The sequence below is a fragment of the Putridiphycobacter roseus genome (assembly GCF_003234935.1).
GTDB classification, from domain to species: domain Bacteria; phylum Bacteroidota; class Bacteroidia; order Flavobacteriales_D; family Crocinitomicaceae; genus Putridiphycobacter; species Putridiphycobacter roseus.
In genome coordinates this window covers 65,904-80,691 of sequence record NZ_QKSB01000002.1, presented here as the reverse complement: position 1 = coordinate 80,691, position 14,788 = coordinate 65,904, and the positions used below count along the sequence as shown (strand labels likewise).

Below are 14,788 nucleotides of genomic sequence, written 5' to 3'. Positions count from 1 at the left end.
AAAATTTTATTTCACATGAAAAATAATAGATATCAACATGTTGGTATCTATTGTTTAAGGTTGTACAAGTGAAAGAGGAAACTTATTATTTTAGGTGAATTTATTTATCTTGCAGTAATTTCTCTATGTCTTTACTAATGGTCATTGGTTTAGTTATAGGAGAATACCTTTTAATTACTTTACCATTTTGATCTACTAAAAATTTGGTGAAATTCCACTTTATTTTTTTACCTAAAAGCGATCCTTTTTTATCTTTTAAATAAGTGAATAAAGGGGCTTCTGTTTCACCATTCACATCCACTTTTGAAAACATGTCGAAACTTACGCCATAATTAATCATGCAGCCTTCTTGAATATCTTTTTCAGTGCCTGGCTCTTGCCCACCAAATTGATTACAAGGGAATCCTAATATAGAAAATCCTTGGTCTTTATATGTTTTATACAGTTTTTCTAATCCCTCAAACTGTGGTGTTAATCCACATTGACTTGCTGTATTAACAATTAAGAATGGCTTATTTTTGTACTTTGATAATTGGACAGGTTGACTTTGGATATTTTTCACTTCAAAATCGTAAATATTTTTGGTCATTTTTAGTTTGTTTAGGAGATACAAATTTAGCGTTAAAACGCATTAAACACAATCAAATTTATCAGTTATTTTGATAAATTAATTTGCCGTTAAAGAGTTGCCCATCTATGCGGATGGAATAAAAATAAATACCAGAACTTACTGCAGTCCCCATTTCGTTTTTTCCATGCCATGCTATCTGATGTGAACCGCTTAATTTGTTTCCTTCAAATAAATTTTTCACTAATTTACCTTGTAAATCGTAGATGTATAGACTTACATATTTGGGTTCATTTAGGGTAAATGCAATTTGTGTAAAATCGTGAAATGGATTTGGAAAGGCCGTAATATTTGAAGATTTCGATTCCAAAACAACGCTTTTGCTCAAGAATTGATTGGTTAAACTATCCACATTTATATATTCGTCTCCTGGTGCATAGACCATAAAATGAAAATAGACCAAGAACATTTCATCCGAAGTGTTTAAGCCTGGGTTAATATTTTGAGGTGGTGAATTTGGGTTGTGCTCATTATTTACGGTGTTGTCATAAATACCTCGGGCGTATAGTTGAGCGCCAAATGGAATTTTTTTCATGTATTCAAACCAATAAAAATCTTGCCATTCAAAATCCCAATGTGGAATACGAATAAATGGAATGGTGTCATTGTTAGGAGCAATTGCGTATGACTCTATTTGTTTGCCTACCAAATGCATGTGTGGAAAAACGCTGAGGAGTGTAAAATTACTTACCACACCGTTAAAGGTTGCTTCTACCGTATCGATTGAATTTGCAGCTATATTAAAAGACCAGTTTTGTAGTATTGGACTAGCAAATATTTTTCTAAAATTCGGAGTGGGTTCATCATAAAAATAAAAATGTACTTTAGTTTGGTCGTAAGTCCCATAAGAGCCCTCGGGATAGTGCATGGCTAAAATAATATCGGCTCCTGCTTCTAATATCATGCCACTTGCAAAATTATTTGTTGCAGGAAAAATGATGGGGGTAGACCCAGGTGTATATGCGCCCATTAGTTCACCAGCAGAAGGACCGCCACAATTACCGCCAACACTGTCGGTAGTTGCACTATTTGAGGAATCCTTATATACCAAACAGTGGTGTACCGTTTCTAAATTTCCGGGTATAATTTCAAATGCTTTTATTTTTTTATCTTGTAACAAGCCAGAAGGAATAACAAAACAAACATAATCATCTGATAAGTTAGTAGCTTTGCTCATATAAGTCGGTGCATTTATTACTAAATCTGGCGCACCTGGTAATTGTTGGTTGTTGTTATATACTGGTGGAGGAGGAGCCTGGTTTAAATCACCACTTAATGATCCATCCATTACCCAATCTAATATAATGTCCCTATCAGTTTGGGTCAATACTCTCTCTTGGGAATAATGTTGAAAAGAAGTATCTGCCGACCAAGGGGGCATCATGTTATTGCTTACATATGCTTGTATTAAAGGGGCGTAGTTAGCAGTTGTTGCGTAAGTTAAAAAAGAATTTGGTGCTACGCCATTTGGATTATGACATTGGGTACAGTTGGCATAAAAAACTGCTGCTGCTTGATCAGCCCATGTGACTTGTGCATGACTATTATGCAATAGTAACCATAAGAAAGAAAGTAAAATTACACGTTTCATAAGTCACGATTTGAGTAAAAATACAATTTTTATTTGATAAATTTCAGGGCTTTGGCTTTTATCTTAAAAGCTTCCATTTCAGTTTTTAAATCTGCAGGGTCCACTTTTTCTGCTAATTCCGCCGATAATTCTTTAAATCTTTTATCTGCCTTTACGGCTAATGGTTCAATGCTCAATGCGGTAGCATTAAAGCCTAATAAATTCATTTTCTCTAAGGACTTTAGTCTGGATAATGCCACGTAACCTTGTCCTTTTTCAAAAGTTTTACTCAAATCCAAAGTGGCGGAATCCAAGGTCATTCCTTGGGATTTATGAACGGTAATGGCCCATGCTAGTCGCAATGGTATTTGTAAAAATGAGGCCAAGGAGGTCCCTTTGTCGTCGTCAATCGACCATTCTTCGGGACTAGCAATAATTTCTTTTTTACCGGCAATTCTTACTACTGGGAGACCTAGTTCAGAAAACTCAATGATTTTACCAAGTGTACCATTAATGTATCCTTTATCAGGATTATTTTTGACAAACATGACCTTAGCACCTAGTTTTAAACTCAATCTTTCGGGCACTATGACAGATTTTTTTAAGGTGACAATTAATTCTTTTTTACCATGTGTTTTTGCCCAGAAATATTTAACTTTTTCTTCAATTTTATCTAATTCTTCTTCGTTAATCCTGTCTACGTCTGCATTGTGTGTGTATAGTTGTATGGGCGGATTTTCGAGTTGTTTTTCGCCTAACTTCTTTTTTAGATGTGCCTCAATATCCTTATCTACACTCGCATTTCTAATGGCACCTAATACCTCACTAAGGACGTTTTTATCTTGACGAAATTGTTGGGTTAAATAACAGATGTTGAACGCTGCATTTACCCAAGCTGTAGACATAAAAGCAAATTTATCTCTACTTTTTTCGAATGGCTGACCAATAGGAGGTAGCTGGAAAAAATCGCCACACAATACTATTTGAATACCACCAAACGGTAATAGGTTATCTTTTAAATATTGTAAAATCTGGTCAACTAAATTAAGTTGATTAAGATGAAGCATGGAGATTTCATCAATGATGAGCACCTTAGTTTTTTCAATTTTTTTTAGGAGGGCTTTGTTTAAACTTAAAAAGTGTAAGTCTTTTCTTGTCATTTGATTTTTAATTCCCATGCCAACCCAACTATGTATAGTCTGCCCCTTAATGTGCGTCGCTGCAATACCAGTAGAAGCAGTTACTCCACTAGAAATTTTATACTTGTTGAGGTATTGGATAAATTGATTTAAAACATAAGTTTTCCCTGTACCTGCCGATCCAGTTAAAAATACATTTCTTCCCGATTTTAATATGTCTAAAGCTAATTCTTGTGTCACTCGACAAATATAAGTTGAATAATTTCGGATTTGTTATTTTATCAGGGTAATATAAGTAATTAGTTGATATGTATAGGTTTATATTTATAATTTTATTATATTTGATGCGTAAACATAAAAATTTAAAAAAATGATTAAATCTATCTATATATCTATCTATCTATCTATTTGTAGGGGTTAATTCAACTTTATTTTGTCAAGGAGGTAGCTTGACGATTACAAACGATTCCTATCATGAGGACATTTGTGTGCGCGTATTTATTTCTGCACATCCTAGCACTGGAATAAGTCAGTATTATTTATCTGATCCAATTTTTTTTACTTATCCAGGGGAAGTCAAGGTGATAAATGCTAGCCCTGCAGATTTTTCCTTTTATATACCCTATGGCTATCCTACATGGTTTACTTCTGGTAATTTTGTATGGTCATGTGTACAAACGGTATTTAATACTCCTGGATACGCTTGTTTTTCCACAAATTCTCCATGGACAACCATGTTGGCTCCTTTTTATAGTGGAACAATAGTAGAATCACAGTTGAATGCTGATGGATATTTTAATTTGTATGGCCCACCAGGAAATGGTCCTAATATATTATGGCACAATGCAAATGAGATTTCATTAATACCGTAAAATTAAAAAAATGAAGAATTACTTTTTATTATTAAGTATACTTGTTTCTTGTATTTTAAATGCGCAACCATTTATGGTGCAGGATGTAAATTTAATCACGAATGCCCCATTTCCTCCCTTGGCTTCCAATTATTTTAATGCGAACAGTGCTGAGGTTTTTAGGGGGTACAATAAAAATGCATGGTACAACAACTGGTATTATTATGCATTTAATGATGGTGTTCATGGGAATGAATTGTGGAAAACAGATGGGGATACCTGTATGTTAGTTAAAAATACCCACACAGGTTCATTTACAATGGGTAATGGCCAACAAAATCCTTATGGGATAAATCCTGATGTGCTGCAGGTATTTAACGGTATGCTTTATTTTCGCGGAGAGGACACTACGAATGCAACTTATGGTTTGGATACAAAATTATGGATGTATGATGGTATGGATGTAAGTATGGTGCATGACTTTGAATATCATACGAACCTAAAAAGTAATTTATTAATACATAATAATTTACTCTACTTTATTCTAAACGATTCTTTGATAGCGTATGATGGTAATGCCTATACTGCTTTAGCAATGCCAAGTAATTTTGATTTAGGGTCTAGTCATCAGTTTTATTTAAAATCCTACCAAAATGAGATTTATTTTATTGGAGGCGATTTAAATGATAATTCGACAGCGGAAACACATTTCAAATATTTTTGGAAATATGATGGTACTTCTATTATCAAAATCCAGAATAATATTCCAATTCAAAACATGGTTGGCGGAATGCCTGTATTTGATAATAATTATATAGGAGAGTATAACAATCAATTAGTAGTTGTGGCATATGATACCATTCATGGTCAAGAATTAAAAACATTCGACGGGTTAAATTTGGCGTTAATTTCGGATCTATATCCAGGAGATTCCAGAGGTGTTTCTAGCGATTTTATCTCTTTTCAGGGTAAATTATTGTTCCTTGGTAATAATGGTGTGCATGGAACTGATTTATGGGAATATGATGGCGTAAATATAAATATGGTTCATAATTTTAATGCAAATGATACCCTAATTAATTTAAGAGGAAGTTTTGAAATATTCAATGATAAACTATACTTTGCGGCTATCGATTCAAGTTTATCAAATAACATAGAATTATTTCAGTATGATGGTTCTCAAGTACAAATGGTTCGTAGTTTATTTTCTGGTTCAGATTATTTTTATAATCCTTCCACTTTAAAAAAGGCTGGACCATACTTATATTTTACCGCCCTTGATAGTGCACAAGGAATTGAATTATGGCGTCTAGAAGATTGTGAAATTCAAAATACAGCTACCACAAATGAAGTAAGTTGCGGGCCATATTGGAACGGGAACGAATGGTTACATGATTGGATTGCTATAGACACTTTAATGAATGTGTGCAATGGAGATAGTATTTTAACTACTCATTATGCTTATCACCCTATAAATACCACTGTTTCTCAGAACGGCTTTACGTTAACTGTGGCAGATAGTAGTTATAATTACCAATGGATTACATGTGATAATGGAAATGCCATTCCAGGGGCAGTAAGTCCCTCTTATTCCCCTACTGAAAACGGAAATTATGCGGTGATTTTCACAGATCTGATTAGCGGGTGTAAGGACACTTCTACTTGTCAAACAATTGTTGGATTGTCAGTTGAAAACTGGATGAAAGAAAATTTTCAACTATATCCAAATCCCATTATTGATCAGAGATTCATCCTTTCAGGAAAAGAAGTACGCAATGTTTCACAAATTAATGTATACAACGCACTGGGCCAAGCCATTCCTTTTCTGTGGAACAAAGAATCGCCAAATTCATTTGAAATAGAATTATTGGCTTCCCAAAAGGGAATTTATTATTTAAGGTTATTAATGGATAAAGAGGTATTTACTTTTAAAATTCAGCAGTAAAATAGTTTTAATGGATTTTGCACAAGTGTTAAATACAGTAAAAAGCACAATACAATCAGAGTTTTCCTGGATTGTATTGTGCTTGAAATAATATTTTGTGCAGGTAGTTATTGAAAAGATTGATCCAGTTTTTCGAGTTCTTTTACTAATTTATTCATGGTTATTGGCTTTACAATTAAGTTGTTAACCATGCTATATTTTTTAGCTCTTCTTTGGTCTGCAGGATCGTTTGAACTTGTAGTAATCAATACAGCGATTTTATGGTTAAAGGTTAATTTTGAAAATTCATCTAGAAAATCCCAGCCATCCCAAATCGGCATATTTAAATCTAATAAAATTACATCTGGATAGGAATCCCCTTTTTCATGCATTTCCACTAACTTATCATAAGCCTCTTTTCCGTTTTCAAACTCTATGATTTCTTCACTAATCTCTGCTTTTTTAATAGAGTTTTTTGCGACGTATATATGAATTGGGTCGTCATCAACAATACAGATTTTTTTAATTTTTTTCATTAATAAAATATATTTTAAACGTTGTACCTTGGTCTACTGTGCTCTCCACTTCAACATAACCACCCATTGCTTCAATTTGGTTCTTGGTTATAAAAAGTCCTAATCCTCTTGCCTCTTCATGCTTGTGAAATGTTTTATACATGCCAAATAATTTTTTGCCATGTCGTTTTAAATCAATTCCTAATCCATTGTCTTCAATAGTAAGTACCACATATTTTTTTTCTATTTTGGAGCTCAATTTAATAAAACTTTTTCTGTTTTCCGCGCGATATTTTATGCCATTCGTTAAAAAATTTAAGAGTACACTATCTACATACGCATTCAAGCCTAAAATAGTTATACTTGAACCTACATTATTTTGTATTTCAATTTGCTTTTCTATAGCGAGTGCCGAAACATTGTTAATGGCATTATTAATGCTGGCCTGCAATTGAATGGGGTAAAACTCTTCTTGGGATGAATCTTGTAATAATGCTACCTCAGAAAGATGTGAAATGGTATCTTTTAAATTATTGGCAGACAAGGCTAACATTTGAATTATTTCTAGCTCTTGAAATTTTGGGTTCTCGTCTAAAAATAATTCTAAAAGGCTAGTTAAATTGCCGGAATGACTCCTTAAATTATGGGAGACAATGTAGGCGAAATTTTGTAATCTCTCGTTTTGATTTTCGGTCAAAGAAAGTATGTTTTTTAACTCTTTTTCCGCCTTTTTAATAGCGGTGATATCTGTACCTATACCCAAGTATCCTATTATGCGTCCATCAGTATGAATTGGTGTTATGTTAAGAAGGACGGTAAGCTCATTACCATTTTTATTTAAATATGTCCACTCTCTTACGTCAGATCCAAATTTGTTTGCTTCATAAATAAAAATATCAAATCCACTTATTTTTTTTTGATAAGTGGCACTTAATTCTTCCCCTCTAGAAATAATTTCCTCCTTTTTATGTATGATGCTTGCAGAGTGCTTATTTACCAATTCCTTCATGGTATAGCCAAGCATATTTTCGGCTCCTTTATTAAAGGTTTGAATAATTCCTTCATTATCAGTCCCTATAATGGTGACTTCTGTGCTGGCATCTAAAATAGCTTGGTTTTTAGAAAATAGTTCTTTCAATTTAATCTCTGCTTTTTTAGCAGCTGTAATATCTACCACTTGGGAAATAAAGTGTTGTATCTTACCTTTCATGTCTTTTACCATGGAGACTGATAAAATAGTGTAAATAAAGTGTCCTGATTTATGAAAGTATCTTTTCTCCATTTGGTAATGATCTATCTCGCCTGAAATTAATTGTGCCATTAATTCTAAGTCGGCATCTATATCTTCAGGATGTGTGATGGTTTGAAAATTTAGTTTCAATAACTCTTCTTTTTCGTACCCCAGCATTTCAATTAGTTTTTTATTTACTTTTAACCAATTTCCCTTTTCATTCACCAATGCCATGCCTATTCCAGCATAATCAAAACTACCTCGGAATGTTTCTTCGCTTACTTTTAATTTTTTTTCTGTAGCCACTCTTTCTGTGATATCCTCTACAAAACTCCATATTTTTTTATTCCCATTTGTATCCTGTATTACTACCCCTCTTAATTCTACAGGGTAGCGGGTACCGTCTTTTTTAATGTACTCTTTTTGAAAAGTTTTATAATAACCCAATTCGTTCATTTGCTGCAAAGCAATTTCTTCTAATGGTGCATATTCCTTTGGAGTAATGTCCCAATAACTCAATTTCACAAATTCTTCTTTAGTGTATCCAGTAGGTTCAATTAATTTATTGTTTAATTCTATATAGGCTCCAGTTTCGAGGTCATTTAATACAATTCCTAATGGAGATAAGTTGAATAAACCATCCATTAAAATGGTATGGTATTCTTTCTCTTTTTCTGCAGCTTTTCTACCACGAATATCTTGCATGGTTCCAAAAACACGGATTACCTTGCCGTTGACAATTTCGGTTTTAATCATTACTCGTATCCAAAGCTCATTTCCTTTTGGAGAAAATAATTTTCTTTCTTCGTCGTATTCTACTCCAGTTTCGCCAGCCTCTGATATTAATTCAATTATACTTTTTTGACCTTTGTTTTGTACTTCAAATTGTGGTTTTCCGGTAAACTTATATTTATAACCAAGGGGAAATTCCATTATTTCATTCACCATGTCTGAAAGAATAATTTCATTTTCTGCAACATAATACTCCCAAGATCCAATTCTAGCAATTTTCCCAGTTTCTAAAAGTAATTCTTTTGTTTTAATTAAATTTTGTTCTATTTTTTTCCTTTCCGTAATCAGGTATCGAATGGCAATGAATTCGGTGATTTCATTTTTGTCGTCTAAAACGGGATGAATTACTGTATCCACCCAATATATATCACCATTTTTGGCAACGTTACAAACTTCATCTCTCCATACCGAACCGCTTAAAATGGTTTGCCACATATTGTCCCAAAATGATTTTGGATGAAACTTAGAATTGATAATTTGGTGGGTTTTACCCATTAATACTTCATGCGCATACCCCGAAACTTTAGTGAACATTTCATTGGCGTATTTGATAATACCGTTTTTGTCCGTAATAGAGACTAGCGTACTATTGTTCAGTGAAGACATGATGGCTTCATTTCTAGAAAGTAATTCTCTATATTGCTCTTTTGTTTCTTCCGAGCTAGTGATGTTTTGTGCTATGATATAGATTAAATGATCAATTTTAAAACCTTGCCACTTTAGTTTTGTATACTTGTTCTTTGTATTTTCAAATAAGTTAATTATTTTTTTGTGTTTGTCTGAAAATTCTAGTTCTTGGATGTTTTTTTTGAATGTATTAAGTTCTTTAGGGTGAATTATATCAAATATGTTTTGTGGATTCGATTTTTTTTTGTCATTTAAAAATAATTTTTCCCAGGCTTTATTTTCCCCAAAATAATCCCCATTTTCATGGATGATTATACAAGGGTCAGTATTCAAGTCAAAAAAGCTTTTTAAGCTTTTATTCCTAGACTTAAGATGGATATTTGACTTACGTAATTCTAGTAAATTGGTAACTTGTTTAGCGAGTGATTGCAATAATCCAATTTGTTCTTCAGAAAGTTGTTTCGGTTTGTCATCAATCGCGCAAAGGGTCCCCAAAGCATGTCCTTTTTTTGAAATCAATGGAACGCCTGCATAAAAAACTAAATTTGATTTCCCCTTAACAACTGGGTTTTCAACAAATCGTTCATCCAATCGCGCATCATTGACAATCAGCACTTCTTTTGGATCATTGATGGCGTGTGCACAAAAAGAAATGTCTCTAGGGGTTTCCCTAACGTCCATACCATGATGTGATTTAAACCACTGCCTGTTGTCATCAATTAAACTAACTAAACTTATTTTTGTTTCACATATTTGAGAAGCCATTTTCGTAAGGAAGTCATAATCGTCTTCTTCAAGCGTGTCTAATATTTCATACGTTTGCAAATCAGCTAGTCTTGCTTCTTCATTAGCAGGGATACGGGGTTTTTTCATGCTTTAAGAGGTCAATTTTGCAAGTCATTTAAGATTTGTGCAGACTTGCTTAACTGCAATATAATAAATTTAAGGATTAGATTTACATAGTTATAGTTGAAATAATTAGCAGATTATTATTTTTTATATGCTGTGGTAAACAAAAAAATATCCTAAAAAAATATTAATCAATTCTAATACCTTGAGTGGTAAAGGAAAGCCCTTGCTGTCCTGAAGTGGATATCATTACAGCTTCAAATAAGGGGGTTGGGTTCACGGCATTCATTTTCCATTTAAATAGAATGTTACCACCAGTTCCGCCTAACTTTTGAATTTCATCAATTACTATTTCCACTGTTTCCATAGGTAAAATAAAAATGGTTTTTTCAATGTACTTCATGATTGATTTACCATGGGTGTCAAAAAACTCTGCCCGATCAATATAAAGGGTATCTAATTCACTTGTATTTCTGATGCCTACGGTTACAGTTAAATCATGCAGCCTATGTTCGTTTTGGCCATAAATTTGTGAATAAATAGAAAGGTATGTTTTGGCACTGGTATAGGTACTGTCAAAATTTCTATTGGCTATTTTAGCGTTCCAGTCAATTGGTTCTATTTTATAATCGGCTCTTTTTTGATCACAAGAAAAGCACATTAAAGAAATGAAAATGAAAAGAGCGAATCGCATAGTAGAGTAGGTTTGTTTTCGTAAATTTAATGAATTTAGCGGATTAATAAGCGCCGATATTCACTAATATTAATTATATTTTTTATCAATAAATTTTGAGTTTAGCAATCTGGCAACTGCCATGTAATTAGGAGTGAACTGAATTTTATCTCCTACTTTATACTTCACTTTTCCATTGTCTGTTTTATTTTTCCCCAGGTCAATGACTAACATGTCTGAAGTAATACCAACAAAAGTGATACTTTTATCTACAGGTTCAATATCGTTTTTATCCACATCTAGCATCCCAAAATCTAAGATTGCTTTGAAAGATAATTCACCCAAATCATTTTGTTCGTATACAGCAGTGTGACCTATGTTAGCATCTGATATAATTCCGTCGGGAATAAGCTTCTTCTCTTCCAATTCAATGATATTAGCTGAAAATTCAAAGGTATCGATATTTAAATCTTTAAATTGTTTATTGTCATATGGACTGACACCAAAAAATGCCGCTTCCCCAATTCTAAAATGATTAATATCTTTAGGAATCACATTATTCTCTACCAAAGGAAGCGTAATGGAGGTGCCACCAGAAAGGAGTTGTAATTCCTTGCTAAACCTTGCAGAAATTAATTCTTTATACAAGGATAATTGCAAGAGCTTGTCGTAAGTCGGTTCTACGCCATACATGCAACCTAAATTTGAACCTATTCCAATGACTTCAATATTTGAGAGGTTAAATACTTTTTGATAAAAATCCATGATGTCTGCTCTTTGAACACCTTCTCGGAGTTCGCCTAATTCAATCATGATAATAATTTGGTGTATTTTATTGGCTTTCTCTGCCGCTTTATTAATGGCTAAAATTGTTGAATAAGAACTGTTTAAAGAAATGTCGGCGTACTTTACCAAATCTGCCGCATATATTTTAGCAGGAGGCTTTATGTAAATGGTTTTTATATTAGGATTGACTGCTTTTAAGTTTTTTAAACTGGTTAAACGTGAGTCTCCAACAGAACTAATGTTGGCGATTACCTCCTCAGTCAATACATTTTTAAGAAATTCTTTGTCTCCAGAAAATACTTTGGTTACCAGACTCCATTTTATCCCGTTTTCAGCAAAAAAATTACTAAGGGATTTTATATTGTCTTTTATTTTGTTAACGTGTATGATTAATTCTGCCATTATGCAATAATTTTTCGTTTTATACCCGAAGGTAAACGGGTTAATAATTCGTAATTTAATAAGTTACTAAAGTCACTAAAGGAAGCAACAGAAATTGAATTATCTCCTTGTGTCCCTATCAATACCACTTCATCTCCCTTTTCTATTTCTGGACATTCTGTAATGTCTATGGCTGTCATATTCATGTTTACTGTACCTATTACATCTAATCGCTTACCACGGATTAATACTTTTCCTTGGTTACTCAATGAGCGACTAAATCCATGTGAATAACCAACTGGAATAAGAGCAACTTTTGTTTTTGAATTTGTAAAAAAGGAAGTACCATACCCTACAAAAGAACCGGCTTCTATGGTGTTGGTGTCCATTACTATGGTTTTCCACGTAATTACCCTTTTTAATGGGTCAATGTCGGTGCTGTTTTTGGTTATGTATTGCACCAGAACTTCGTTACTAGGAAAGAAACCATATTGTAAAATACCTATTCTTGCCAAGTCGAATTTTGTTTTTGGATATTGTAAAATTGCGGCCGAACAAGCTAAATGAAATTTCGGATGGTATTGTTTATTTTCCTTGACTTTATGTTGTATTTGAGAAAATGTTTTAATCTGACTTTTAACACGCTTATAGTTTGAAATACTTTCAGCGCCTGCTAAATGGGAACAAATACCTTCAATAATAATATGTTTTTTTGCTTTTAAAGCTACTTTTATTACGGCATCAAACTCATTTACATGAAAACCAGTCCTGTTCATTCCGGTTTCTATTTCAATATTTATTTTAGCTTTAATTTTCAACTTTTGTGCTAGCTGAATTGCCTTGTTTAATCTATCGGATTCAAATACAAAAAATGACACTTTGTTTTTAATTACCCATTCCAGGTCATTGTCATGAATAAACCCCATTATCTGAATGGAAACATGTGGTAAAATGGCATTGATTTTTTGGGCTTCATCTGCGCTAAAAACACTGAAATGATCCACGCCCAATTCATGAATTAAAGGACAAAATTGTTTGATGCCATGTCCATAAGCGTTCCCTTTTACAACCGAAGAGAATTTAGTAGTACCCAATATGTTTTGAATAAATTCCACGTTATTTTTTAGGGCGGACCGGGACAGTGTAATGTAGGAGGTTTGGGACATTATTTATGGTGGCTATTTTGAATGATTTTGTAAAAAGTTTGAATGCCTGTATGGGTAATTTCATCTGGGAAATCATAGTCAGGATTATGCAATGCCGGAGAGTCTAGTCCGGCACCTAGACCAAACATGGCTCCTTTAAATTTTTGCGTGAATAAGCCAAAATCTTCTCCCCATTTAAATGGAACAGCCAATTCATGAACATCCTGTTTATTTTCATTGGCCGCTTGTCTAATCCTATTGGTCGCTTCCATATCATTAATATTGGCAAAAAACACCTCGGTCCAATGGTAGTCAACTTTTAAATGATAAAATTTACACAGTTCGTTTATTTTATTTTTTAATGCCGCTATTTTATGATCGAAAAGTTCGAGGTCCCAACTTCTAATGGTTAAATGCAAGGTGCCTTCACTAGGGGATATACCGTATGCTTTTTGTCCAATATTGGAATAAGCGGGCGTTATTAAAAAGAAATTAGCTTTACTAGGTTCATTTAAAGTAATGGATTCACAAAACAAAAGTGTTTTAGCAATTGCTAAAAAGGGATTATGGCCTTTTTCTGGTTCGGCGGCGTGGGCTGTTTTACCGTTAAAGTCAATGATAAGGGTTTTAACATTTGCATTAAAGTTATTTTCTTTAATTACAATTTGATGTAAGGGAAAGCCAGGTAAATTATGCAAGGCATACACATAGTCAAATGTGAGGGTGTTAAAATGATCATTTTCCAAAACTAATGCAGCGCCTTTTCCATTTTCTTCTGCTGGTTGAAAAACCAAGCAAACCTTACCTTTTTCAATTGGAGTTTGACTGAGTAAATTTGCCAGACCTAATAATATGGCTGTATGACCATCATGCCCACATTTATGACTTACATTTTTAAATTTTGATTGGTATTCAAAATCATTAATTTCCTGTATGGGTAAGGCGTCAATGTCTCCTCGAATCATGGTGCTTTCTCCTGGCACATCACTATCAAACTCAACCATCACTCCGGATGGTTCAAAGGTTGTTATTTTTCCATGACAGTGCTTTTCTAAATAAGCAATAATGGTTTGTGTTGTTTTTATTTCCGTTAAAGCAACCTCGGGATGGGCATGAAGTTGTCTCCGAATTTTAGTTAAGGCTGGTAAAATTGCTTGTAGAGATGATTGCATCATAGACGGTTTTTTACTTTTTTAAACGCATTTCTAAATACGGATTTGTAAACCCTAATTTTTCGTAAAGTTTTTTTGCAGGATTTTTTGCCTCCACATGTAAGGCAATGTCACCTTGGGTATATTCAATGGCTCTTGACATTAATAATTTACCAATACCTTTTCCTCGCATAGTATCATGAACAGCTATGTATACCAAAATATTTTCAGGAATATAACCTCCCATACCTGTTTGATTTATTACTACTGCACCTTTTATTTCATCATTTTCTTCTACCGTGAGCACAAAACCTCCAAAAGAAGCAAAAGATTTAATGGCATATTCAATGGCTTTTAAAATGTCTTTTTTGGGGTCACCATACTCTCCTAAATGGGTAAATAAAAAGTCTACTATTTTAGCCTTTTGAATTTCACTTGGTTTATTGATGGCGTTGTATTGTATTGTTTCGTTCATTTGTGTGGTTGAATTATGAATGGATTAATAAAATTAAGCTAACTGATAGGT

At 33.4% G+C, this 14,788-nt stretch carries 12 protein-coding genes; 2 read left to right on the top strand and 10 right to left on the bottom strand.

The window, feature by feature from the left end:
• Positions 1-100: 100 nt before the first annotated feature.
• The 3 genes from DNU06_RS04115 to DNU06_RS04105 form a co-directional block, all read right to left on the bottom strand.
• Positions 101-589, bottom strand: coding sequence for a glutathione peroxidase (locus tag DNU06_RS04115; RefSeq protein WP_111061963.1), 489 nt, complete (start codon positions 587-589; stop codon positions 101-103).
• A 61-nt stretch (positions 590-650) separates the two neighbouring features.
• Positions 651-2,219: a T9SS type A sorting domain-containing protein gene (locus DNU06_RS04110; RefSeq protein WP_111061962.1), complete on the bottom strand. Its 1,569-nt coding sequence runs from the start codon at positions 2,217-2,219 to the stop codon at positions 651-653.
• 29 nt (positions 2,220-2,248) lie between these two features.
• Positions 2,249-3,577 carry an ATP-dependent DNA helicase gene (locus tag DNU06_RS04105; protein ID WP_111061961.1) on the bottom strand — a complete coding sequence of 443 codons (1,329 nt, stop codon included), beginning with the start codon at positions 3,575-3,577 and terminating at the stop codon, positions 2,249-2,251.
• Positions 3,578-3,786: 209 nt separating this feature from the next.
• Between DNU06_RS04105 and DNU06_RS04100 the strand changes: the two genes are divergently transcribed.
• Positions 3,787-4,209, top strand: coding sequence for a hypothetical protein (locus tag DNU06_RS04100; protein WP_111061960.1), 423 nt, complete (start codon positions 3,787-3,789; stop codon positions 4,207-4,209).
• Between the two features lie 10 nt (positions 4,210-4,219).
• Positions 4,220-6,133: a T9SS type A sorting domain-containing protein gene (locus tag DNU06_RS04095; RefSeq protein WP_111061959.1), complete on the top strand. Its 1,914-nt coding sequence runs from the start codon at positions 4,220-4,222 to the stop codon at positions 6,131-6,133.
• Positions 6,134-6,240: 107 nt separating this feature from the next.
• On the opposite strand, the gene DNU06_RS04090 is transcribed toward DNU06_RS04095, so the two are convergent.
• The 7 genes from DNU06_RS04090 to DNU06_RS04060 all read right to left on the bottom strand — a co-directional run bounded on the left by DNU06_RS04090 (position 6,241) and on the right by DNU06_RS04060 (position 14,737).
• Positions 6,241-6,648 carry a response regulator gene (locus DNU06_RS04090; protein WP_111061958.1) on the bottom strand — a complete coding sequence of 136 codons (408 nt, stop codon included), beginning with the start codon at positions 6,646-6,648 and terminating at the stop codon, positions 6,241-6,243.
• Positions 6,635-10,150, bottom strand: a complete 3,516-nt coding sequence (locus DNU06_RS04085; RefSeq protein ID WP_111061957.1) for a PAS domain S-box protein — start codon at positions 10,148-10,150, stop codon at positions 6,635-6,637. The genes DNU06_RS04090 and DNU06_RS04085 overlap by 14 nt, the downstream gene beginning before the upstream one ends.
• A 163-nt stretch (positions 10,151-10,313) precedes the next feature.
• The gene (locus DNU06_RS04080) at positions 10,314-10,820 is read right to left on the bottom strand and encodes a DUF3124 domain-containing protein (RefSeq protein ID WP_233502945.1); all 507 of its coding nucleotides are present in this window, start codon (positions 10,818-10,820) and stop codon (positions 10,314-10,316) included.
• Positions 10,821-10,889: 69 nt separating this feature from the next.
• Positions 10,890-11,987, bottom strand: coding sequence for an alanine racemase (locus DNU06_RS04075; RefSeq protein WP_111061955.1), 1,098 nt, complete (start codon positions 11,985-11,987; stop codon positions 10,890-10,892).
• Positions 11,987-13,132, bottom strand: coding sequence for an alanine racemase (gene alr / locus DNU06_RS04070; RefSeq protein WP_111061954.1), 1,146 nt, complete (start codon positions 13,130-13,132; stop codon positions 11,987-11,989). The genes DNU06_RS04075 and alr overlap by 1 nt, the downstream gene beginning before the upstream one ends.
• Entirely contained in the window at positions 13,132-14,286 is a 1,155-nt protein-coding gene (locus tag DNU06_RS04065) for an amidohydrolase (protein WP_233502941.1), read from the bottom strand. The genes alr and DNU06_RS04065 overlap by 1 nt, the downstream gene beginning before the upstream one ends.
• 10 nt (positions 14,287-14,296) lie before the next feature.
• Entirely contained in the window at positions 14,297-14,737 is a 441-nt protein-coding gene (locus DNU06_RS04060) for a GNAT family N-acetyltransferase (protein ID WP_111061953.1), read from the bottom strand.
• Positions 14,738-14,788 lie beyond the last annotated feature (51 nt).

Coding starts and splice junctions, on each gene's coding strand:
- DNU06_RS04075 (WP_111061955.1), bottom strand. CDS start 11,987: ATGGCAGAATTAATCATACACGTTAACAAAATAAAAGACAATATAAAA.
- DNU06_RS04085 (WP_111061957.1), bottom strand. CDS start 10,150: ATGAAAAAACCCCGTATCCCTGCTAATGAAGAAGCAAGACTAGCTGAT.
- DNU06_RS04115 (WP_111061963.1), bottom strand. CDS start 589: ATGACCAAAAATATTTACGATTTTGAAGTGAAAAATATCCAAAGTCAA.
- DNU06_RS04065 (WP_233502941.1), bottom strand. CDS start 14,286: ATGATGCAATCATCTCTACAAGCAATTTTACCAGCCTTAACTAAAATT.
- DNU06_RS04110 (WP_111061962.1), bottom strand. CDS start 2,219: ATGAAACGTGTAATTTTACTTTCTTTCTTATGGTTACTATTGCATAAT.
- alr (WP_111061954.1), bottom strand. CDS start 13,132: ATGTCCCAAACCTCCTACATTACACTGTCCCGGTCCGCCCTAAAAAAT.
- DNU06_RS04060 (WP_111061953.1), bottom strand. CDS start 14,737: ATGAACGAAACAATACAATACAACGCCATCAATAAACCAAGTGAAATT.
- DNU06_RS04080 (WP_233502945.1), bottom strand. CDS start 10,820: ATGCGATTCGCTCTTTTCATTTTCATTTCTTTAATGTGCTTTTCTTGT.
- DNU06_RS04090 (WP_111061958.1), bottom strand. CDS start 6,648: ATGAAAAAAATTAAAAAAATCTGTATTGTTGATGACGACCCAATTCAT.
- DNU06_RS04095 (WP_111061959.1), top strand. CDS start 4,220: ATGAAGAATTACTTTTTATTATTAAGTATACTTGTTTCTTGTATTTTA.